17 protein-coding genes are annotated in these 21,797 nt (G+C 71.6%); 12 read left to right on the forward strand and 5 right to left on the reverse strand.

Translation table 11 applies throughout. The annotated features are described in order from the left end of the window. Nucleotides 1-186: 186 nt before the first annotated feature. From WMF19_RS21780 to WMF19_RS21795, 4 genes are all read left to right on the forward strand, one after another. The gene (locus tag WMF19_RS21780) at nucleotides 187-603 is read left to right on the forward strand and encodes a YbjN domain-containing protein (protein WP_437900842.1); all 417 of its coding nucleotides are present in this window, start codon (nucleotides 187-189) and stop codon (nucleotides 601-603) included. A 411-nt stretch (nucleotides 604-1,014) separates the two neighbouring features. Continuing rightward, a complete protein-coding gene (locus tag WMF19_RS21785; protein WP_437900843.1) occupies nucleotides 1,015-2,082 on the forward strand; it encodes a hypothetical protein in 1,068 nt (355 codons plus the stop codon). A 90-nt stretch (nucleotides 2,083-2,172) separates the two neighbouring features. Next, nucleotides 2,173-3,531: a hypothetical protein gene (locus WMF19_RS21790; RefSeq protein WP_437900844.1), complete on the forward strand. Its 1,359-nt coding sequence runs from the start codon at nucleotides 2,173-2,175 to the stop codon at nucleotides 3,529-3,531. A 218-nt stretch (nucleotides 3,532-3,749) separates the two neighbouring features. Further along, nucleotides 3,750-4,610, forward strand: a complete 861-nt coding sequence (locus WMF19_RS21795) for a hypothetical protein (RefSeq protein ID WP_437900845.1) — start codon at nucleotides 3,750-3,752, stop codon at nucleotides 4,608-4,610. Between the two features lie 132 nt (nucleotides 4,611-4,742). On the opposite strand, the gene WMF19_RS21800 is transcribed toward WMF19_RS21795, so the two are convergent. Then, on the reverse strand, nucleotides 4,743-5,633 hold the full coding sequence (locus tag WMF19_RS21800; RefSeq protein ID WP_437900846.1) for a hypothetical protein: 891 nt from the start codon (nucleotides 5,631-5,633) through the stop codon (nucleotides 4,743-4,745). A gap of 841 nt (nucleotides 5,634-6,474) precedes the next feature. Between WMF19_RS21800 and WMF19_RS21805 the strand changes: the two genes are divergently transcribed. Together WMF19_RS21805 and WMF19_RS21810 are read left to right on the forward strand one after the other, a co-directional pair. Continuing rightward, nucleotides 6,475-8,169, forward strand: coding sequence for a protein kinase domain-containing protein (locus tag WMF19_RS21805; RefSeq protein WP_437900847.1), 1,695 nt, complete (start codon nucleotides 6,475-6,477; stop codon nucleotides 8,167-8,169). A 51-nt stretch (nucleotides 8,170-8,220) separates the two neighbouring features. Beyond that, nucleotides 8,221-10,407, forward strand: a complete 2,187-nt coding sequence (locus WMF19_RS21810) for a Kelch repeat-containing protein (RefSeq protein WP_437900848.1) — start codon at nucleotides 8,221-8,223, stop codon at nucleotides 10,405-10,407. A 342-nt stretch (nucleotides 10,408-10,749) separates the two neighbouring features. On the opposite strand, the gene WMF19_RS21815 is transcribed toward WMF19_RS21810, so the two are convergent. Continuing rightward, the gene (locus WMF19_RS21815; RefSeq protein WP_437900849.1) at nucleotides 10,750-12,201 is read right to left on the reverse strand and encodes a sigma 54-interacting transcriptional regulator; all 1,452 of its coding nucleotides are present in this window, start codon (nucleotides 12,199-12,201) and stop codon (nucleotides 10,750-10,752) included. A gap of 144 nt (nucleotides 12,202-12,345) precedes the next feature. Here WMF19_RS21815 and WMF19_RS21820 point away from each other — a divergent pair, with 144 nt between their 5' ends. Both WMF19_RS21820 and WMF19_RS21825 read left to right on the forward strand, forming a co-directional pair. Continuing rightward, nucleotides 12,346-13,164, forward strand: a complete 819-nt coding sequence (locus tag WMF19_RS21820) for a hypothetical protein (RefSeq protein WP_437900850.1) — start codon at nucleotides 12,346-12,348, stop codon at nucleotides 13,162-13,164. Nucleotides 13,165-13,265: 101 nt separating this feature from the next. Then, a complete protein-coding gene (locus tag WMF19_RS21825; protein WP_437900851.1) occupies nucleotides 13,266-14,480 on the forward strand; it encodes a Stp1/IreP family PP2C-type Ser/Thr phosphatase in 1,215 nt (404 codons plus the stop codon). A gap of 94 nt (nucleotides 14,481-14,574) precedes the next feature. Here the strand turns inward: WMF19_RS21825 and WMF19_RS21830 are convergent, their stop codons facing one another. Together WMF19_RS21830 and WMF19_RS21835 are read right to left on the reverse strand one after the other, a co-directional pair. Continuing rightward, entirely contained in the window at nucleotides 14,575-14,907 is a 333-nt protein-coding gene (locus WMF19_RS21830; protein ID WP_272099563.1) for an FKBP-type peptidyl-prolyl cis-trans isomerase, read from the reverse strand. A gap of 116 nt (nucleotides 14,908-15,023) precedes the next feature. Further along, complete coding sequence (locus tag WMF19_RS21835) at nucleotides 15,024-16,121, reverse strand: M48 family metalloprotease (RefSeq protein WP_437900852.1); 1,098 nt, start codon at nucleotides 16,119-16,121, stop codon at nucleotides 15,024-15,026. 132 nt (nucleotides 16,122-16,253) lie between these two features. Between WMF19_RS21835 and WMF19_RS21840 the strand changes: the two genes are divergently transcribed. Further along, the gene (locus WMF19_RS21840; protein WP_437900853.1) at nucleotides 16,254-16,829 is read left to right on the forward strand and encodes a hypothetical protein; all 576 of its coding nucleotides are present in this window, start codon (nucleotides 16,254-16,256) and stop codon (nucleotides 16,827-16,829) included. A gap of 117 nt (nucleotides 16,830-16,946) precedes the next feature. Here WMF19_RS21840 and WMF19_RS21845 read toward each other — a convergent pair whose 3' ends face one another. After that, entirely contained in the window at nucleotides 16,947-18,002 is a 1,056-nt protein-coding gene (locus WMF19_RS21845; protein WP_437900854.1) for a hypothetical protein, read from the reverse strand. Between the two features lie 179 nt (nucleotides 18,003-18,181). On the opposite strand from WMF19_RS21845, the gene WMF19_RS21850 reads away from it, so the two are divergent. The 3 genes from WMF19_RS21850 to WMF19_RS21860 all read left to right on the forward strand — a co-directional run bounded on the left by WMF19_RS21850 (nucleotide 18,182) and on the right by WMF19_RS21860 (nucleotide 21,791). Further along, on the forward strand, nucleotides 18,182-19,633 hold the full coding sequence (locus tag WMF19_RS21850; protein WP_437900855.1) for a protein kinase domain-containing protein: 1,452 nt from the start codon (nucleotides 18,182-18,184) through the stop codon (nucleotides 19,631-19,633). Between the two features lie 200 nt (nucleotides 19,634-19,833). Continuing rightward, the gene (gene pdhA, locus WMF19_RS21855) at nucleotides 19,834-20,811 is read left to right on the forward strand and encodes a pyruvate dehydrogenase (acetyl-transferring) E1 component subunit alpha (RefSeq protein WP_272099573.1); all 978 of its coding nucleotides are present in this window, start codon (nucleotides 19,834-19,836) and stop codon (nucleotides 20,809-20,811) included. Continuing rightward, complete coding sequence (locus WMF19_RS21860; protein WP_437803372.1) at nucleotides 20,808-21,791, forward strand: pyruvate dehydrogenase complex E1 component subunit beta; 984 nt, start codon at nucleotides 20,808-20,810, stop codon at nucleotides 21,789-21,791. The genes pdhA and WMF19_RS21860 overlap by 4 nt, the downstream gene beginning before the upstream one ends. Nucleotides 21,792-21,797 lie beyond the last annotated feature (6 nt).

A 21,797-nucleotide genomic window follows, 5' to 3' on the forward strand; every position in this document is an offset into this window, starting at 1 on the left:
CGCCGGGGCGCTACGATGCAACCACGCCGGGCTGATGAGCTGTCGGCTCGCCAGTTCAGCCCCGCGCGCCGAGCGACTGGCGATGCGTCCAGGAGGTTTCACGTGCCCGACCTCACGCCCACTTCATCCACAGGACCCCTCTACGCGGACCGCGCGTCGGGGGAGAGGTTTGCCGACGCGACGAGCATGGTCAACGCGTATCTCGCCCGGTACAACGCGAGCTCTCAGGGCGGGGCCAGACCTCCGAGCGGCGCTGGCGCCAGCACGCTCGACGAGACGGGATACGCCCAGCTTCAGCACGGGAGCGCGACGATCGGCGTCAACGTGCTGGAGGCTCAGGGCGTCCTGATGGTCTTCTCGCCCATCATGGCCGTCCCCCTGAGCGGGCGCGAGGCCTTCTACAGGCGCCTCCTGGAGCTCAGCTTCGTCATCACCTCCGACGCGGCCTTCGCGATCGACAAGTCGCGCAACGAGGTGGTGGTGCGCTGCCTGCGGCGCCTCAGCGCGCTCGAGTACGAAGAGTTCGAGGATATCGTCACGACGGTGAGCCAGGTCGCCGACACCTGGGATGACGCGTTGCTGCGCGAGGTGCGCGGCGGGTGAGCCGTTCGCGGTGGTTTCCGGGGGCGCCGGGGGGCGCGCGTTCCCGCCGTGCGCGGCAGCCGGTGATGCGCCGATCCGTCGCGAGATTGCGGTGCAGCAGACGCGGGTGGTAAGTTCCTCACCGCGATGACTGCGGGGGAGCAATCGACAACCGCGGAACCTGGTGAGCGCTCCCTCTCTGCGGAGGAGGCGGAGCGGATCGCTTCGTCGATCCGGCCATCCTGGGAGGGGTTCGACGAGCTGTCGGGCGCCCGAGGCGACGCGCGCGGCGGCGCCGTAGCTCAGGAGCCCGGCGCATCCGCTGCGAAATCGTCGGAAGCTCAGACGGCCTCCCCCGCCGAAGCGTCGGCGGCGAAGGCTGGACCCGCGGCGGTGCCTTCTCCTGCTGCACCCGCGGCGCCCACGACGCGCGTGCTCGAAGCTCCCCCAGCCGGCGCGGCCGGCGTGTCCGACACCGTGATCGAGGGGGTCCCGACCATCGCCATCGGCGACGACCCGCCGGGGCCGCCCGCGGCGGGGGCCACGTCCCGCGACGCGGGAGCGGCGCGGGCCGGTGAGCAGGCCGGCCCCGCGCCTCAGGCGCTCATCGACGCCCGGACGGCCGGCGGCGCCGCGGACGCGGGCTCCCCGATCGCCAAGGAGAGCGGCACGGCGACGCGGGACCAGCACCCCGCGCCTGCCGGGAAGACACAGATGGGAGTGGGTGAGCCGGCGTCCGAGGCTGGCGCGCCAGCCGCCGAGCCGGAGGCCGCGGGCGGCGCGCACGCCGCAGGGCCGCAGCCGCGGGTGAAGCAGTCCCCCTCCCCGCCCCCGGAGAATGAACCGCCGTCGGCCCGGCCGGCGCGCAGGGGCTCCCGCGCGGCGCAGCCGGCCAGGGAGAGCGCTGATTCCGTGGCCGCGTCCGGCGTCCGCACGGAAGACCACGATCCGATCGAGATCCCCGTGTCCACGCCGAACAAGACGGCGCTGCGGGTCGTGCTCGCCCTGGCGGGCCTGGCCTTGCTGTTCGTCGTCGTTCGCACCTTGCGTCGAGACGACGCCGGAGAGGATCCCGGGCCCCCGGCGGCATCGTCGGTGGCGGAGACCCCCGCCACAGCGACCACGCCCCCCGCCGCCTCGCAGGCGCCCCACGGTCCATCGACCGCCGCCGCGGCTGCGAACGACGGCGCCTCGCCGGCGCCGAGCGCCTCAGCGCCGTCGCCTCCTCCGGCTCCCGCGGCGACGACATCTGCCGGCGCGACGCCGTCTGCTTCTGTCGCGGCGCCTCCCGCGGCCACGGCGCCTGCTTCTGCCACGGCGCCAGCTTCTGCCACGGCGCCCGCTTCCACCGGGAGCGCAGCGACGCCCGCAGTGCCAGCGACCAGGCCGACGGCGGCCCCCCCTGCACAGAGGCCCGCGCCTCCAGCGCCCGCGCAGCGTGGCACGAGCTCGACCGGAGGCAGCAAGGGCGGCGGCATCATCCGCGATGCGCCGTTCTGAAGCGCACCTCTTTCTCGCCTCGGCAGCGAGGCCTGCTGCAATCGTACCCTTTCGCGGACGCCGACGAGGCGAAGCCCGATCTGAGGAGCCATGAAAACACGCGCCTGCGCCCCAGTCCTCCTGCTCTCGCTGATCGCTCCCGCCGTGCTCACGGAGACCGGGCTCCCCCCTTCTCTCCTCAGCGAGCCGCTGAGCTTCGCGCAACCGTCCGATCCCGTGACCGAGGTCGCGCGCCAGCGCTACGAGGAAGGGGTCAAGGCGTACGACGGCGGTCGCTTCGAGGAGGCGCGCACCGCCTTCCTCCAGGTCTACGCGCTCAAGCGACACCCGGCCGTGCTGCTCAACCTCGGACAGAGCGAGCTTCGCTCCAATCACCTCGAAGACTCCGGCAAGCACCTGCAGCAGTTCCTGCGCGAGCACGCCGCGGCGACCCCGGAGCAGCGCGCCGCAGCGGAGAAGGCGATCGCCGATGTGAAACGGAAGACCGGCTTCCTCATCGTGAGCGCCGACGCGAATGGCGCGGACATCAGCGTGGACGGCGTCCTCATCGGCAAGGCGCCGCTGCTCGATCCGGTGTTCGTGAAGCCCGGCAAGCACACGTTGTTCGCGACCTACCAGGACCGATCAGCGACCACCCAGGTGGACGCGAAGGTCGGCACAGCCACGCCCGCGACGCTCACCCTGGGGACGACCGGCGCGACGCCCGCAACGCCGCCTGTCGGCGCGCCAACCCCGGCGACGCCGACCGGTGCGCCCACCTCAACCACGGCGCCGCCGGCGCCAGCACCGCCTCCAGCGACGAACATCGCGCAGCCGGCGCCGGGCGCGCCCGCTCCCGGCGCGACGCCTCCTGGCGCAGCCGCGCCGAGCCCCTCACCATCACCCGCAGCGCCGACGGGCGCCGGCGGCTTCAGCGTCTCGACGAGCAGCACGATGGGCTCCATGGGCCCGGCGCAGGCCTCCGGCGGACGCGAGCCGTTCTTCCACTGGTACGCGCGCAAACCGCTCGCCTGGGCGGGGACCGGCGTCGCCGGGGTCGGCCTGGTCATGGGGATCGTCGGCTCGGCCATCACGGTCGACGCGCGCAGCAGCGCCGACGACATCGGGGGGCAGATCGAGGCGTACGTCGCGGGTCACCAGAGCGCGATCCCCGCGAACCGCAGGTCTCAGCCGTGTGGCGCGCGCGAAGATCCGTCGGGCGACCTGCCCGACTTCAGGAACGCGTGCGGAAAGCTCCGCGAGAAGCTCGACCGCTTTGACGGCGCGGTCCCTTGGGCGATCACCGGGTGGGTCCTCTTCGGCGTCGGGGTCGTCGGCACCGCGACCTACGCCATGATCGATTGGTACCCGCAGAAGCAGCAGACCGCAGCGGACGGGCCGCGCATCACTGCGATCGCGCCGTTCGTGGCGCCAGGTCAGGCCTCCCTCAGCGTCGCGGGCGCCTTCTGAAGAGATCGAGCGCGCCAAGAGCGACATCGGAGTGGGCGTCCTTGTAAAGCTGGCCGACGTGCTCGGCGTCCGGCCTGGGGCGCTGTTCCGCCAGCGGGAGCTACCGGCGGTGAAGCGTGGCCGGCCACGCAAGGCACGACTCCGCGCGCAGTGATCCCGAGCGTCGGGCAAGCGCTTCGAAGCGGCCGCCCGCGGCGCCGCTAGGTATCCTCGCCGTCATGGAGCTGCGATTCGACCTCTGGCATCTGGCTTTCGTGAGCCTCGTCGCAGACCGGGCTCCGCCGAACTTCGAGGTCCTGTCCGAGGTGCGGCTCACGATCGAGCCTCAGCGCGCGGACCTCTTGCTCCTTCGTCGGGTCGGCGCCGAGCGGAAGGATGACCAGGCGCTCGTGCTGCGCGCGCTCTGGGCGCGGCTCGGGCGTGTGGCGATCGTGGAGTACAAGAGCCCCGTCGAGTCGTCGTTCCGGCCCGGGGATCTGGTGCGGCTCGTGACCTATGGCGGACTGTACGAGACGGCTCACCTCGACGAGCTACCGGCGCCAGCGGACCTGACGCTGGTGCTGGTGGTCGCATCGGTAACGCCGACGCTGCGCGAGGATCTGGCGCGCAAGGGCTGGACTCTGAGCCCGCTCGGCGGAGGGTATGCGCGCATCGACGGGCCGATGTACGATACGTACCTCGCCATCACGGACGAGGTGACCGAGGCGGAACGCGACGACTACCTGCGGCTCTTCAGCCATCGGTCCGCCCTGCCGGGCGAGGCAGCACGGTGGCTGAAGCAGTGGATGAGGGACACGAGGATGAAGCAGCCGGACATCGAGGAGCTCCCGGGGTACGAGGAGATGTTCCAGAAGCTGGTCGAGGCGATGCCTGTGGAAAAGCGGCTCGCCGGGCTCGCCCCCGAGCAGCGGCTCGCCGGGCTCGCCCCCGAGCAGCGGCTCGCCGGGCTCGCCCCCGAGCAGGTGCTCCTCGCGCTCCCGGTGGAGGTGCTGCGCATGCTCTCCGAGGAGCATCTCCATTCGCTCCCCGCCGACGTTCGGGAGACGATCAAGAAGCGCCTCCGGGGCACCGCCCATTGACGCGCGGAGCGCGAGAGCAAGGCCAGCCCTGGCGGAGCGCGACCGGTTGAGGCAGGCGCTCCTGCCAGCGTGACAGCGGGGTTGCGGTGCGTCCGCAGCGCTGACACGCCGCGTTTTCGATCGGGAGTGGCTTCAGACCGGCGAGGGCTCGACGGGCTTGGTCTCGACGGGCTTGGCGTCGGTGGGCTTGGTCTCGACGGGCGCCGGCTCGTCCGGCGCGGCGGCGCTGCCGCGGCGCTTCGGGCGGAGCCTCCGCAGCGCGTCGCGGAACGAGGTGGCGCTGAAGCGGCGCTTCGCCTCGGGGATGTCCCAGCACGCGTTGACGCCGGCGGCGCGCGCCTCGTTCCCGAGCAGCGTGGCATACGTCACGATGGAGTTGCGCAGCACCATCGCCTCTTCCCGGTTCCGCAGGCCGAGGATGCCGAGCAGGTCACGGCCGCTCACCTCGTCGAGCAGGGTGGCGCCTTCGCGCAGGAAGTCTTCGGTGAGGCCGACGGGCGAAAGGCGGGCCTGGTGCTGCTTGGCGAGCCGGAGCAGCATGGCGAGATCGCTGGTCTCCTCGGTGAGCGTGCCGCTCGTGTTGACGTCGGCGAACTGCTCGGCGACGTCCGGCTCGAACGCGAACGCCTGATCGGCGAACGCCTTGAGCCGCGCGCGCCACGGCCGGCTCGCCTTGATCACCTGGTCGACGGGCCGGACCTGGTAGGCGCCGGTGCGCTTGCCCTCGCCGAACCAGAGGTTCGCGGTGTCGAGCAGCTGGATGGAGCTGCGGAGCAGCGCGCGGCGCTCGGGGCCGTAGGCCTTGCTCGTGAGCTGCGCCTCGTACTGGACAACGGCCAGATAGAGGTCCCGGAGCTCCGTAAGGGTGGTCGAGATGGGTTGGCTCGGCTCCATGACCTCGCGGACGATGCGATCCATCTCGGGCCGCGCGGTATCGAGGAGGGCCTGAAACTCCGCGGGGGTCGCGACCGCGCGGGTCTCCTTCAGAACGGCGTGCTGCTCTTGTGAGAGTTCGATTCGCATAACCTACCTCCAGTGGGGTGGCGATCGGGCAGGCGTAGCACGACGGCAGAGCTCGCAGCAGCCCACGCAGGCTCTGGCGATCCGGAGAGCACGGTTGTGTCGCCATGGGCTGCGCCAGCGCGCCCGGAGTGCGCCCCAGCGGGCCGGGGCGCGAACCCAGCAGCCCGGGAACGCGGCCAGCGCCGCCGAGACGGCCGGGAATCGTGTCAGCAGCGCCGGGGAGACGTACCAGCAGGTCCGAGGCGCTGTACCAGCAGCTCCGAGGAGCGGTACCAGCAGGTCCGAGGGCCCGTACAAGCAAGTCCGAGGAGGCGTACCAGCAGCGCCGAGGAGCTGCACCAGCAGGTCCGGGGAGCCGTACCAGCAGGTCCGGGGAGCCGTACCAGCAGCTCCGAGGAGCTGCACCAGCAGGTCCGAGGAGCCGTACCAGCGGGTGCCGGCACGCGTCCCGGGGTTGCCGGGGAGCCGCCGGGAGGCACTGGCACGGCGCCGGGAGGTGCTGGCAGGGCACGGCGGTGCGCCGGGAGGCGCGCTCCGACGGTCGGCTCTGTGCTGATGGCGTCTGGCTGCGTGCGATGGATGGACGCCTCGCTCCGGCACGTCCAGGGGGCGCGCTTCGACCGTGCGCCTCTCTGCGCCGCGACATCTACCCGCTCGAGCGCTGCACGGCCATCGACGCCTCGCTCGCGCGCCGCGCGGCGAGCACCTGCCGGCGCATCGAAGGGGGAGAGCCCGCTCAGGACGGCGAGGAGCGCGGGGACGATGGGCCGTTGCCGGTCCGCCGTCCCTCGTTCCGCGACGTTCATCCATCGCGTATGCTGCGTGGGCTTTGATCGGGGCGATGTTCAACGGAAAGTACCGGGTGCTCCGCTTGCTCGGCCAAGGGGGGATGGGCTCGGTCTATGAGGTCGAGCTGGTCGAGACCGGCGAGCGCCTGGCGCTCAAGTGCGTCGAGAGCGAGCTGCTGAACCGCAGCAAGACCAGCGTCGGGCGCTTCCAGCGCGAGGTGAGGGCGATGGGAGCGCTCGACACCGAGCACATCGTCCGGGTGCGCGACGCAGGGACCGATCCTGCGACCGGGGCGCCCTACATGGTGATGGAGCTCCTGGACGGGGAAGACCTCCAGCGCCTGCTCGACAGGGTCGGCAAGCTCGAGCCCGACACCGCCCTTCGCATCGCGGCGCAGGTCTGCGTGGGTCTTCAGAAGGCCCATGAGGCGCGCATCGTCCACCGGGACATCAAGCCCGCGAACCTCTTCCTCGCGCGCCGCGCGGAGGGTGAGGTCGTGGTCAAGATCCTCGATTTCGGCATCGCCAAGATCAAGCCGGAGCCGCACCAGGGCGGCCCGACGACGGGCCTCACCCGCACCGGAGGGATCCTCGGCTCGCCGCTCTACATGTCGCCCGAGCAAGCGCGTGGCCTCACCGACATCGACTATCACACCGATCTCTGGTCGCTCGGCGTGGTCCTCTACCGCGCGCTCTCGGGGAGGGTTCCGCACGAGCACATCGAGGCGTTTGGCGATTTGATCATGGCGATCTGCTCTGTGCGCCCCGAGCCGATCCAGGATCTCGCGCCCTGGGTCGGCCCGGAGGTGGTGGCCGTGGTCCACGGCACGCTGAAGTTCGATGCCGGCGATCGCTTCCCGAGCGCGGCGGCGATGCTCGACGCGATCCGCCCGCTCCTCCCCCACGGCTCTTCGCTCCGCGAGGAGCACCTGGTCCCGGTCAGCGAGGCGACATGCGCCGTGATCGCGCCGAAGCGTCCGATGTCGCTCCCACTGGACGACGCACACCGGCAGAGGATCACGCGGATCGCGGTACGCGTGGGGCACGCGGCCTCCGAGTCAGCGGCGACCGAGGAGTCGGCGGCGACCGAGGATGCGCCTGGGATCCTGCGAGAAGCCGCCTCCGGCTCCACGACGATCGGGCAGTCGACCGTCACCAGGGGCAGCGGCGACGCGGCGGCGCGGTCGAACGGCCGGAGCGATTCTCGCTCCCGCGCGCGCCGCGTGGCCGCCACGGCGATGGGGCTCACGGCGGCCGCCGGCGTCATCGCCTTCAGCTTCTCGATGGCGGCGAACCAGCAGGACAGCGTCTCGCCCAGCGAGGCCGCGGCGATCTCGGCCCCTGCGACGGAGCCGGCGCCGGCCGCGCTGCCGGAGAGCACGGCGCCCGTCGTCGCCGTGCCTCCCCCTGCCCTCCAGCGTGCGAGGCTCGCCGTGTCGCCGGCCGACGTATCGGTGGAAATCGACGGGGCGCCGGCGAAGGTCGACGGCGGTGAGGTGACGCTCGAGGGCGCGCCCGGGAGCCGGCATCGCGTCCGGCTCTTCAAGGGCAAGGACGAGCTGCGGGGTGAGGTGATCCTGACCGAGGCCGGCGCCGCCCCGTCCAGGATGCGGCTCGACATGGCAAAGCCGAGGCCTGCGACGCTGCCGGTCGGGAGGGCGACGAGAGCACCGAAGGCGACCGCGACGCCCGCGTCCCCGAGTGCGACTTCCACGGCGGGGTCGTTGATCCCCGACACCTTCCGATAAGCTGTATCGTCCCCCACCGTGCTCCGGAGCCGAACCAGAGCGATCGCGGTCGTGCTCGCCGCCTCGCTCGTGTCGCCGGGGGCTGCGCTCGCTCAGCCTGAGCCGCAGGCCGGCGAGAGCGCGCCGCCCGAGGACAAGAAGGGCGAAGCGGCGTCGCGCTTTTACTTTAGTCACACCGCGACGCTGCTGCCGAGCGGGCAGGTGCTCGTCGCGGGCGGCGTTGACTACGCCTCCGGTGATTCTATCGCAAGCGCGGAGCTGTACGACCCGGCGACGAGAACGTGGCAGCCCGCCGGCTCGATGGGCGCCGACCGCCATGATCACACCGCGACGCTGCTGCCGACCGGGCAGGTGCTCGTCGCGGGCGGCGTTGACCACGCCTCTGGTTCTCTCGCGAGCGCGGAGCTGTACGACCCGGCGACGGGAACGTGGCAGCCCGCCGGCTCGATGGGCACCGCCCGCTCTCGTCACACCGCGACGCTGCTGCCCAGCGGGCGGGTGCTCGTCGCGGGCGGCGTTGACTACGCCTCCGGTGATTTTCTCGCGAGCGCGGAGCTGTACGACCCGTCGACGGGAGCGTGGCAGCCCGCCGGCTCGATGGGTACCGCCCGCCGTAGTCACACCGCGACGCTGCTGCCCAGCGGGCAGGTGCTCGTCGCGGGCGGCTATACCTCCGAAGGTGATCTCGCGAGCGCGGAGCTGTACGACCCGGCTGGGCGCTGGGCCACCGCGGGGTCAATGCTCACCGGCCGTGTCCACCCCACCGTGACGCCGCTGCCCGACCGTCGCGTGCTGGTCGTCGGGGGACTCAGCCACGCCGGCTACGAGGCGCGCGTAGAGCAGTACGATCCGGCAAGCCGAACCTGGCTCCCGGCCGCCAGGATGAACAGCGCCCGTCACGCCCACACCGCGACGCTGCTGCCGAACGACCACGTGCTCGTCGCGGGTGGCAACAGCTCCGACGGCCCTCTCGCGAGCGCGGAGCGGTACGACCCGGCGAAGGAAACCTGGCTGCCCGCCGGCGCGATGAACCGCGCCCGCACCTACCACGCTGCGGTTCGGCTCAAGAACGAGCAGGTGCTGGTCGCCGGCGGTTGGGGGAGCGGCGGCGCGCTCAGCGATGTCGAGCGATACGACCCGGGCACCGGTCAATGGACACCCGGCGGCGCCATGCAGGCGGCCCGCTGGCAGTTCACCGTGACGCTGCTGCCGAACGGACAGGTGCTGGCTGTCGGAGGCTGGGGAGATGTTGGCGCTCGCAGCGACGCGGAGCTGTACGACCCGAGCACCGATCGCTGGGAGCTGGTTCCCGCAGCGATGAGCAACGCCCGCACCGGCCATAGCGCCACGCTTCTGCGGACGGGTCACGTCCTGATCGCTGGAGGCGCGGGTAGCGATGGCGTCCTTGTCCGGGCAGAGCTCTTCGATCCGGAGACCATGTCCTTTTCGCTCGCGGCGCCCATGCGCCATGCGCGCACGGGCCATGTGGCCACGGAGCTGCCGGACGGACGGGTGCTGGTCGCGGGTGGCGCCGACACCGGCGGCCCGCTGGCGAGCGCGGAGCTCTACGACCCGACCGCGAATGTCTGGCACGACGCCCGCTTGTTGAGGACGCCCCGGAGCAAGCCCGCGGGGCTGTTGCTCGACGATGGGACGGTGCTCGTGGTCGGTGGCGTCGGTGCGGGCGGGATCCCGCTGGCCACCGCCGAGCTGTTCGAGCTCTTCTCCAATGGCACGCTGTGCCGCCAGACGGCCGACTGCCAGAGCGGCTTCTGCGTCGACGGCGTCTGCTGCAACGCGGCCTGCGACGGCTCCTGCGACGTTTGCGCGGTCACCACGGACATCGCCCTCATCCCCATCGGCGCCCGGATCCCAGGCACCTGCGAGCCGATTGACGATGTCGCCTGCGACGACGGCGACGCGTGCACGCAGAGCGACGTTTGCCAGGGCGGCGTATGCGTGGCCGGCGAGCCGAAGACCTGCGCATCGCATGCGTGCGACAAGGTCACAGGACAGTGCCTGACCCTCTGCAAATCGGTCCGCGATTGCATGGACGGCAAGGTCTGCGACCGGACGCATCAGTGCGTCGATGCGCCGCCGGACGCGTACCACCACGACACCAGCGACTGCGCCCTCGCTGCTCCCGACGCCCCTCCCCCCTCGCCCCGGGCGCTGACGGCGCTCTTCGTGCTCGCCCTCGCCGCCCTGGGTGCCCGGCGCCCGCGCGCTGTGGCGTGAAGGCGCCCGCGATCGATCGCGGCATGCGAGACCCGCCGCCCCCGCATCCACGCCCGTAGCGCCGAGGGGAGGGTCTGCGCGGCGGCCGCGGGTGGGCGCGATCCAGCACCGACCGAGGTGCCATAAGGTCCCTGCAGGCTCCACGTCTCAGGCGCGCCTTGTGTGGCGCGCGACGAAACGTCCCGGGTGGCATGGCCCGAAGGGAGACATGCCGGGCGGTGTTTCATGCGCGAGCTCCACGTCCCCGCCTCGGCGGATGGCGAGCGCCCACCCGCGGCCGCCGCGCAGACCCTCCCCTCGGCGCGTGCTCCCGGGAAAGCGCCCCAGCGCCGAGCGCCGCCCTCACCTCTCCTTCGCGACGCGAAGCAGATCCCGCATCGTCGACCGCGGGATATCCGCAAGCCGCGCCGCGGCGCTGACGTTGCCGCCCACCTCCTCGAAGGCGCGGAGCGCATCGGCGGGCGTGATCTTCCGGCGGACCGGGGGCTCGCGATCGGCGATGACCGCCGTGATGTGCTCGGGCAGCACACGGCCGTGCGCGCGCAGCGCGGCTTGAATCAGCACGTTCCGCAGCTCCCGGACGTTGCCTTGCCAGCGGTGCGCCCTCAGCGCGGCGAGCGCCCCAGGGGACAGCTGGCGCCGGCCGATCTCCGAGCTCGCCAGGAGGTGCTCGGCCAGGAGCGGGATGTCGTCGGCCCGATCGCGCAGCGCGGGGAGCTGGATACGGCACACCGCCAGGCGCTCGTAGAGATCCGCGCGGAAGCAACGCTCGGCGACGAGCGTCTCCAGCGGCTCGCAGGTCGCGACGATGAGCCGCACGTTGATCTGCATCGCCCTCTCTGCCCCCAGCGGGCGGACCATCCCCTCCTCCACGACGCGCAGCAGCTTCGCCTGGACCTCCAGCGAGAGCGCCGCGATCTCGTCGAGGAAGAGCGTCCCGTGGTTGGCCTCGACGAACGCCCCCTGACGCTCCCGAACCGCGCCCGTGAACGCGCCCCGACGATGGCCGAACAGCTCGGACTCCGCGAGCTCGCGCAGGATCGTGGCGGCGTTGAGGACCACGAACGGCCGGTCGGCCCGCGTGCTCTCCGCGTGGATCGCCCGGGCCACGACGTCCTTTCCCGTGCCCGACTCGCCGCGCAGCAGCACGGGCAGCTGGAGCGGCGCGACCCGCCGGACCGCCGCGGCGAGCTGCCGCATGGGCCGCGAGCGGCCGATGAGACCGGGGAGCGGCGGCCCATCCTCCTCGATCACCGGCACTTTTCGAGCCGACTCGACGCACATCGCCGTGCGACCGATCTCGAAGCAGCCGCCAGGGACGAGCATCGCCTGCCGCACGCGGACGCCGCCGACGCGAACGCCGTTGCGAGAGCCGAGGTCCGTCACCTCGATCGAGGCGCCGCGGTGCGCGACGCGGCAGTGCCGGGCGCTCACCGCGGCATCGTCGAGCCTCACGTCCGCAGCCGGAGCGCTGCCCAGGGTGAGCTCGGCCCCCGGCGCGACGGCGATGCGCACCGGAGCGCCTCCGCCGGGGTGCTCGCAGCGGAGCCACACCGTGGCGAGCACGTCGCTGTCGTCCACGAGATCGAGGGTGACGTCCCGGGTCGAGAAGGACTCGCCGCCGCGCACGCCAGGGTCCGCTCGATCGCCGGGCGCTCCGGCGAGCGCTCCCGGCAGCGCCACGAGGGGCGCGGCCGGCGCCGGTGGCGGCGCGGACGCCGCCCTATCGCGGTGAGCAGAAGTGAGGGGTCCGGAAGGGCTGTCGTGGTCGCTGCAGATCGGTGCGTTGTCCATGTCCAGGAGGTCTGTCGTCGGCGCGCGAGGCGCAGTTGCGTCGAGTTGCGTCGAGTCGCGTCGCCCGCGCCGCCCGGGCGACATTCCTGCTCGTCGGCGCGCGCCCCCTTTGCGCTCGGGACCGCGCTGTTCTAGAGGCCGTTCGTGAGATCGCGCTCGACAAGGTGGACCGCGCCGGCCCTCGGCGTGGCGGCAGCGGGCTGGGTGCTCTCGGCCAACCAGGCCCTCGCCCAGCCCGCAGATCAAACGACGGCCGCAGCCGAGGTAGCTGAGGAAGAAGAGGCCGGGCCGGAAGCCGGGGTGAAGCGCCCCGCCGGGCCCGACGAGCGAAGCGGACACGTCCTGCTCCAGGGACGGGCCGGGTACAGCCAGCCGTTCGGCGGCATGGCCGCCGGTCAACCGGTCACCGACACGGTCTCGGGCGGGTTCGCCTTCGGCGCCAACCTCGGCATCGGCTTGAGCCGTGTGACCGTCCTGGAAGCAAGCGGCTCCTACACCCTGCTCCCGGCAGCGGCAGGCTGCAGCGACTGCTCCGGCCGAAGCCTCGACCTGGGTCTGGGGTTCGTCTACCACGTCGCCCAGGGGATCGCGGTCGACCCCTGGATCAGCTACGGCGTGGGGTACCGGCGAGCGGTCTTCACATGGCCGGAGGCCTCGGCGGCCGGTTCAACAGCGACCGATCACGTGTTCCACGGTCTCGATGTCGCCCGCATCGCGCTGGGCGCCGACTTCTACCCGGCGCCGATCCTTGGCGTCGGTGTGTTCGCCGAGCTCGACGCCGGCACCTACCTCTCGCGCCCTGACGAGGGCTCCGACCCCACGGCTTACGGATTCTTCCAGATCGGTGTGCGCCTCGCGCTGGATCCCCTACCCCGGGGCACGCGACCACCGGCGGCCTCGGCCGGTACGTCACCGAGGATCGCCGCTCAGGCGACCGGCTCCCAGGGAGCAGCCCGCCGCTAAAGCAGCCGGAATGTGGGCGGTCGAGAGCGAGGGGCAGGTATAATCTGCCGCGAATGGGCGAGTTCAGGACGAGCAGCCGCACCCGACCCGTCGCGGCTGCCGTGACCGACGTAGGTCGCCAGCGAAAGCACAACGAGGACAACGTCCTCGTGAAGTCCGAGCTCGGCCTCTTCGTCGTGGCGGACGGCATGGGCGGGCACAACGCGGGCAACGTCGCCAGCGCGCTCGCGACCAAATCGCTCGACAACTTCTTCGAGGCGACCCGCGCCGGCAGCCTGCCAGGCCCCGTCCCGGCCGACGAGCAGGAGCTCGATCCGGAAGCGCGGCGCATCGTCGCGGCGATCCGCAAGGCGAACCACGATGTGTTCGTCATCTCGAACACGTACACCCAGCACCAGGGCATGGGCTCGACGGTGGTCGCCGCCTACGTGTCGTGCGAAACCGAGCAGATCCACGTCGGGCACGTCGGCGATAGCCGCTGCTACCGGATCCGACACGGCGAGATCGAGCAGCTCACGAAGGACCACTCGCTCATCAACGACGCCCTCGCGCTCAAGCCCGACCTGAGCCAGGACGAGCTGGCGAGGCTCCCGAAGAACATCATCACGCGCGCGCTCGGCATGAAGGACGCCGTGAAGGTCGACATCCGCTCGGAGCCCACCCAGCCCGGCGACGTCTTCCTGCTCTGCTCGGACGGGTTGAGCGGGATGATCTCGGAGCAGCAGATGCTCGATGTGGTCGACATCACCCAGGATCCGCACGAGGCCTGCGAGCTCCTCATCGAGATGGCCAACGAGGCGGGCGGGACCGACAACATCTCGGCGCTGATCGTCCGCATCCAGCTCGACGCGCAGGACGAGCGGCAACCGAACAGCGCCGAGCTCGACGACACCCGGCCCCTCCACGTCGATGAGTTCGGCGACGCGCTTCCGCCCGCCGTGGTCAACGACGCACAGCTCCCGGGCGAGGAGGTCGATCTCGACGCGGCTGCCTCGTCAGACAGCGAGCGCATCGCGGCGCACCAGATCCACTCCATCGCGGACAACGGCCTGCGGAGCCAGGCCCACGGCGCGCCTGGCGCGGTGTCGCGCATGGCCGCCGCGCCGCTCACGGATCGGCGCTCGCGGGCCGCCGCTGGCTCCGGCCGCTACGCTGCCGTGACGACGGCGGCGAGGCCTCCCGTGAAGGAAGCCCCGTCATCGAAGCCCGCGAAGCGCCAGACCGAGGTGCGGGTCGCGCGGTGCGCGCACTGCAAGCACGAGCTCTTCATCGGCAACCGGTTCTGCGTCGAGTGCGGCGCCCCCATCAAGCCGTGAGCAGCGCCGCGGGCGCGTCGTCCGCGTCGACCTGCGCGCCGCCCCGAGCGCCGGTCGCGCGCAGCGGCCGACGCAGCGGGGCCGACGCAGCGGATCACTTGACCGCGAGCAGCTCGACCTCGAAGACGAGGGTCGAGTTCGGCGGGATCACGGGCGGGAAGCCGCGAGCGCCGTAGCCGAGCTCCGGCGGGATCGTCAGCTTGCGGAGGCCGCCGATCTTCATGCCGGCGACGCCCTGATCCCATCCCTTGATCACCTGCCCGGCCCCCAGCTTGAACGAGAAGCCCTGGCCCGGGCGGTCGCGCGAGCTGTCGAACTTGTTGCCGTTGGTCAGCGTGCCGACGTAGTGCACCGTCACGAGCTGGCCGTGCTTCGCCTCGGCGCCTGTGCCTTCCTTGAGGTCCTCGATCCCGAGCTCTGCTTGCATGGTCGATTCCTTTCGGCGCGATGGGAGGAGCGCTGCGCGGTCGCGTCAAGCCGAAGCAGCAGACGAGCTCTCCGGACGAGCGCCCGCGAGCGCAGAGACGCTCGGGAAATCGTGGCTCAGCCGCCGAAACCGGGGAACGTGAACACGGGCGCGCCTCCGGTCATCCGCCAGGTGTTGGCGGTCTGCTGGACGACGGGCTGCCGCAGCAGCGGGTGCGGGTGCGTCTGCTCGAAGGCAAACAGGATCGAGGCGGGCGTGAGCTGATCGAGCGACGCGAAGAAGCCGAGCGTGAGCATCGCGCCGCCCTCGGTCCAGCGGTATCCCTGCTGCCGCGCGCCAGCGGAGAGCAGGTTGTTCACGCCCGCCACGTCCGCCGCGATCTCGTTCGGCTGGTTGAAGATGGGGAGCGTGCGCGACAGCATCCGCCCGAGATCCGCGGGCGTGACGCCCCGGCTCCCCCCCTGCCCGTTCGCGCAGCCCGTGTGCCCGAGGTGGTGGTGGCCGAGCTCGTGGCCGAGGACGAACGCGAGCTGCTCGTCGTAGAGCTGGCGCTGCCGCTCGACCTTGCGCGCGTCCGTGTGCTGCACCGGATCGACGAAGCCCGCCGGCGGCCGGATGATCGGCTGCCCAGGCCGCTGTCGCTGCGCGAGCATCCGCAGGAACTCGTCGAGCTTCCTCGTCCCGAAGACCTCGTCGGTCGCCTTGAACTGCGCGATCTGCGCCTCTACCTCGAGGAGCCCGTCGGTGATCGCCATGAACGGCATCCGCTGGTCGTCACAGCCGGCGAACGCGTTCACCTCGCCCACCGTCGGATCGGCGATGAACGGGATGCCCCTCACCTTCTGCTGCGAGGCCGCCGGCAGCGCGCCGATCAACGCGCCCATGACGACGCCGGCCTCGGACTGGAGCCAGCCGATGTTGATGTCGTTGATGGGATCGCCGAGCACCGGCAGCCCCGGCATCGTGGGCACGGTGAAGGTAGGCGCCGGCACAGGCCCGGTCTGCGCCGGCGGATACCCGGGCTGCTGCGGATACCCGGGCTGCTGCGGGTACCCGGGCTGCTGTGGAGGAGCACCCTGCTGGGGCGCGCCGTACGGAGGATAGGCCTGGCCGTACGACGGCTGAGACGCAGGCCGGCGCGAGCTGCCTCGCTGACAGCCTGCGACCAGTCCGAGAGCCAGAACGAAGGCGCCGATCGGTCGAAGCAGATTCATCGCCGCGAGCATAGCGCACGGCGAGGGGGTCATCCTCGCCGCGCCGCACGCAAGATCTCGGCGCGCGGCCGCGGTCCGCGGCGCCGCGATGAGCCGAAAGCCGGGCGCCGCGCGTCAGGCGCAGGAGGACCGATGAACAGACACCGTGCCTGGTCTCCCGCAGCCGCCACCCTGTGGATCAGCGCCGCCGCGCTCTCGGGCTGCGGCGGAGCCTCCGTCGCCCAAGCCCCCGTGGCGCCGGAGGCCGCCGGTGCGACCTCGATGTCGCCGCACAAGGGAGGCTCCATCGAGACGGCCGACCAGGCGCTCGCGGAGCTCGAGCGCGCGGAGGACGAGCTCGATCAGGCGATCGGCGCGCCCGCGCAGCGCGACGAGGGCCGGGCCGTGGCGGAAGCGGCGCAGCCGGGAGCGCCGCCGCCGGCGGCGCCTTCACCGCCGAGTCCGATCGTACCCGACAGCCGCACCGCGCCGTCACCGCGGGCGACGGCTGCCGGCGGCGAGCCCCCGGCCAAGAAGATCGAGGCCGAGCCGACGTCTGCGCCGCCCTGTGAGACCGCGTGCCGCGCGCTCGCGTCCATGAGCCGCGCCGCGCAGCACCTCTGCGGGCTCGCCGGCGATGCGGACCAGCGGTGCGATGCCGCGCGCGCCCGGGTCAAGAGCGCGACGGACCGGGTCGAGGCGCGGTGCCCGCGCTGCGCCGAGCTCTGAGCCTCGACCAGGGCCACACCGCCGGCAGCTCCCGCTCGACATGAGCGGTGGTACCGTCATGCACAGCCGTATCCAGATCGATGCGGGCCGAGCGCACCTCCCGCTCGGACGACGGCGTCAGGGGCTCGGCGCGAGGAGCTGAAGAAGCCGCACATTTTTGTACATATCCCCGAGCGAGCCCGCCGCCGCATAGCCGGCCTTCGCGAGCTGCTCGATCTCCTCGGGGCGCACCTCCGCTTGCACCGTCAGCCGGCCGGCGCCCGGCTCCACGGCGAGCGTCGCGCGCTTCGCGATCTCGGCGAGCGCCGCCCCGGGCTCCGGTCCGACGAGCGCCTTCAGCGCATCGACGTTCGCGCGCTTCTCCTCGAGGAGCTTCCGGAGCTCTTCGGCCGCGTCGGCCGACGCGGCGTCGATCGCGACGGTCACCGAGAGCCCGCCCTTCGTCGAGACGCCGACGGTGACGGCGCGCGGGCCCGTGGAGCCGGTGAGGATCGCGCGGAGGCTCGGCTTGCTCTCGGAAAGGAGAGCGACGCCCAGGAGGGGACGATCCCACCCGATGTGCGCGAGGCGCGACGTCGCCTCGTCCCGGCTCGCCAGCGACGTCCCGGCCTCCTCGGCGTCGATGCTCGCGCGGATCTCCGGCTCGGCGCCGTACAGCAGGATCGACCCGTCGCGCACGGCGATCGCGTCCTCGCCGGCGCGGAGCAGGTACTTCACGCCTTTGTACTCTGCCTGGACGTAGCTGTGCGTCGCCAGGCGCTCCGCGAGCTTCTGCTCGTTGAAACGCCCGCGCGCGACCACGAGCGACGGGGCGACGACCAGCTTGTCGACGTCGAACCCGAGATCGATGCCCGTCGCCTTCTTGATGTCGTCTCGGGTGCGCTCGATGTGCAGCCGCACCGCGCCCCCCTCCGCGCCGAGCGCCTTCAGGTCGATCTGGTGAGGGTCGACGATCACCACGCCGGGGACGCTGCCTTGGACATATTCGAGCAGCGATTCGTCTCTCGGGAATGTTGCAGCGCGGAGGTGCGCCACGCCGAAGCCGAGGAGCCCCGTCTGCTGGGCGAGGACGACGATGAGCACGAGGCCGACGAGCACGATGTACTTGGCCTTGCCCCGCTTCTTCGTAGCTCCGGCGACCTGGACCGGCTTCGACGCGCTCTCGGTGCTCATCTGTGCTCGCTGCGCCCTCTCTGGGATGCCGCACGCCGCCAGGGCCCTGCGGGGACCGCCTCCGCAGGACCGCGAGCGCCGCTCGTGGACCCGGGGCGCGCTGCGGCAGAGCATAACCGGAAGCGAGACGCCGGCCAGGCCTTCCGCCGGGGCCGCTGGCCGGTTAGAACCGACGCGACGTGCCTCGATCCTCGTCCTCCGATGGCGGCGGCGCGCTCGCACAGCCGAGCGATAGCTCCGTGCTGCCCGCCGCCCTCGGCCGCTACCACGTGCAGCGCCTCCTCGGCGAGGGGGCGATGGGGCGCGTGCTGCTGGCGCACGATCCGCTGCTCGATCGCGACGTCGCGCTGAAGCACCTGCGCGACGACCTGCGCATCCCGCGCGACGTCCGCGAGCAGCTGATCGTGAGGATGCGCCACGAAGCGCGCGCCGCCGCCCGGGTGACCCACCCGAACCTCGTCACGCTCCATGACGTCGGCGAGGACCCGGACTTCGGGCTCTACCTCGTCTTCGAGTACGTCGAGGGGCCGACGCTCAAGCAGCACCTCCTCGAGCGGCCGCTCTCGGCGGCGCAGGCGGCGCGCCTCGCGCGCGAGCTCGGCGAGGCGCTCACGATCGCGCACAGGGCAGGCATCGTCCACCGCGACATCAAGCCGGAGAACATCATCCTCTCGATGAACGGCGGCAAGATCGCCGACTTCGGCATCGCGCGGATCCCGGACTCGACGCTGACGCACCAGGGAGGGCTCATGGGGACGCCCGCGTACAGCGCGCCGGAGACGTTCCGCGTCGGGAAGTTCTCGCCCGAGAGCGATCAGTTCTCGCTCGCCGCCGTCATGTACGAGGCGATCTCCGGGAGCCGCGCGTTCCCGGGCGACGACGCGGTCTCGGTCGCGTCGCGGATCGCGACCGACGAGCCGCCGCCGATCGCGAGGGAGCTCGGCCTCCCGCCGTCGCTCGATCAGGTGCTCGCGCGCGGGCTGTCGAAGCGACCCGAGGACAGGTACCCGAGCTGCGACGAGTTCGGCGCCGCGTTCGCGAGCAGCCTCGAGTGGGCCGCCTCCAGCCAGATGCCGAGGCGGATGCTGGACAGCGCCGTCACGGCGACGCCGGCGCTGTCCGCCGAGCCAGCCGCGGTGCGCGCGGATCCGCTCGACATCAACTTCCCTCCCCGCGAACGGAAGGCGGGGCAGATCGCCGTGGGCGCGGCCGTGGTCGTGGCCACGGCCGCGCTGCTCCTCCACACCGCGCTGCGATCTGCAGACGCGCCCGCCGAGGAGCCCGCCGTCGGAGCAGCGCCGAGCGCGTCGTCGGCGACGACGGCGCCGCGACCGCGCCCCGCGCCGTCGACGCGGCCTGCGCGCCCGAAGCACGACCCCGCCGACACCACCGCGCGCGCGACGGTCAGCGCGGAGCCCAGCGCCGCGGAGCCCAGCGCCGCGGAGCCCAGCGCCGCGGAGCCCAGCGCGAGCGCGCCGGGCAGCGCCGCGCCCTCGCCCGTGTCGACCGCGCTCCCCGAGGACGAGCAGGCCGCGGACGCCGGAACACCGGAGACCGACGACCTCGACGTGCCAGAGGCCACAGAGCCCGGCGCGCAAGACGCCGGTGGTGCCGATGCTGCTGCGCGTTGAACGCGTGACATCGCGGATGCGTTGTCACGCGGAAAAAACTCCCGTAAAGGAGCCCGAGTAAGCACCGTCGCTGTCCTGCACGGCCGACGTCAAGCGGCTCGCTGGGTCCATCGCAGGACCCGGAGAGGCGCCCTGGATTCACGCCGACCTCTGCCCTAGCGACTGTCTGAATTGCTGTTCTGCCCCTTGAGATCTCCGCGATGACTACCCTGACAAACGGCGACGATCTCCATCTGTCGCTCTACCGAAAGATGTTTCAGATACGCCGCTTCGAGGAAGAGGCGGCCCGCGCGTACGCGCAGAGCAAGATCGGTGGGTTCCTTCACCTGTACATCGGTCAGGAGCCCATCGCCGTCGGTGCCTCCGCGGCGCTCCGCCCCGACGACTACGTGATGACCACCTACCGCGATCACGGGCTCGCGCTCGCCCGCGGGATGAGCCCGCGCGCCGCGATGGCCGAGCTCTACGGCAAGGTCACCGGGTGCTCGAAGGGGCTCGGCGGCTCGATGCACTTCTTCGACAAAGAGCACAACATGCTCGGCGGCTACGGCATCGTCGGCGGGCACATCCCCATCGCCGTCGGGACCGCGTTCGCGTCGAAGTACCGCGGCGAGGACCGGGTCTCGATGGTGTTCTTCGGCGAGGGCGCGGTGAGCATCGGCGACTTCCACGAAGGGATGTCGCTCGCGGCGCTGTGGAAGCTGCCGATCGTGTTCGTCTGCGAGAACAACGAGTACGCGATGGGGACGCCGCTCTCCCGGACGCTCTCGGTCGAGGACGTCTCGCTGAAGGCGCTCGCCTACGGGATGGAGCGCGATCGCTTCAACTCCGAGCACGTCCTCCAGGTGCGCGATCGCCTCGCCGAGGCCGTCGCGCGGGCGCGCACGAACTCGGAGCCGACGCTGGTCGAGATCAGGACGTACCGCTTCCGGGGCCACTCGATGAGCGATCCCGGCAAGTACCGGACGAAGGAGGAGCTCGAGGAGCGCAAGAAGAAGGACGTGCTCCTCCGCTCTCGCGTCGAGCTCGAGGAGAAGGGCCACAAGGCCGCCCTCGAGGCGATCGAGAAAGAGGTGGAAGACGAGATCACCGACGCGATCCGCTTCGCCGAGGAGAGCCCCGAACCCGGGCCCGAGGTGCTCGAGCCCACAACCTATGCAGGACCTTTTGCGCGATGACCGTCCTAAGATTCCGTGAGGCGGTTCGCGCCGCCATGGTCGAGGAAATGGAGCGCGACGAGCGGGTGTACCTCGTCGGCGAGGAGGTCGGGCACTACCAGGGCGCCTACAAGGTGACCGAGGGGATGCTCGACAAGTTCGGGAGCAGGCGCGTGATCGACGCGCCCATCACCGAGAGCGGGTTCACGGGCATCTCGATCGGCGCCGCGATGGTCGGGCTCCGGCCGATCGTCGAGTACATGACGTGGAACTTCTCCGCCGTGGCGTTCGACCAGATCCTCAACAACGCGGCGAAGCTCCGGCAGATGTCCGGCGGGCAGCTCAGCATCCCGCTCGTGCTGCGGGCGCCGAACGGCTCGGCGAAGCAGGTCGGCTCGCAGCACTCGCACGCGATGGAGCACTTCTACGCGCACGTCCCCGGCCTCAAGGTCCTCGCGCCCGCGATGCCGGCGGACGCGAAGGGTCTCCTGAAGTCGGCGATCCGGGACGACAACCCGGTGCTCTTCATGGAGAGCGAGACGCTCTACGGCGTGAAGGGCGAGGTGCCCGACGATCCCGATTTCATCGTGCCGCTCGGCGTCGCGTCGATCGTGCGCGAGGGGACCGACGTCTCGATCATCGCGTGGAGCCGGATGGTGCACGTCGCGCTCGAGGCGGCCGCGGAGCTGGAGAAGGAGGGCATCAGCGCGGAGATCGTGGACCTGCGATCGCTGCGCCCGCTCGACGAGGAGACGATCGTGAAGAGCGTCACGAAGACGCACCGCGCGGTCGTGGCGCACGAGGGCTGGCCGTACGGCGGCGTCGGCGCGGAGATCGCCGATCGCATCCAGCGGCTCGCGTTCGACGAGCTGGACGCGCCCGTGCTGCGCGCGACGACGCTCGACGTCCCGATGCCCTACAACGCGCGGCTGGAGCAGTACGTGATCCCGCAGGCGTCGCGGATCATCGAAAACGTTCACCGCGTTCTCTACAAAAGCTGACTGAGC

The sequence above is a fragment of the Sorangium sp. So ce124 genome, assembly GCF_051525235.1.
Classification (GTDB): domain Bacteria; phylum Myxococcota_A; class Polyangia; order Polyangiales; family Polyangiaceae; genus Sorangium; species Sorangium atrum.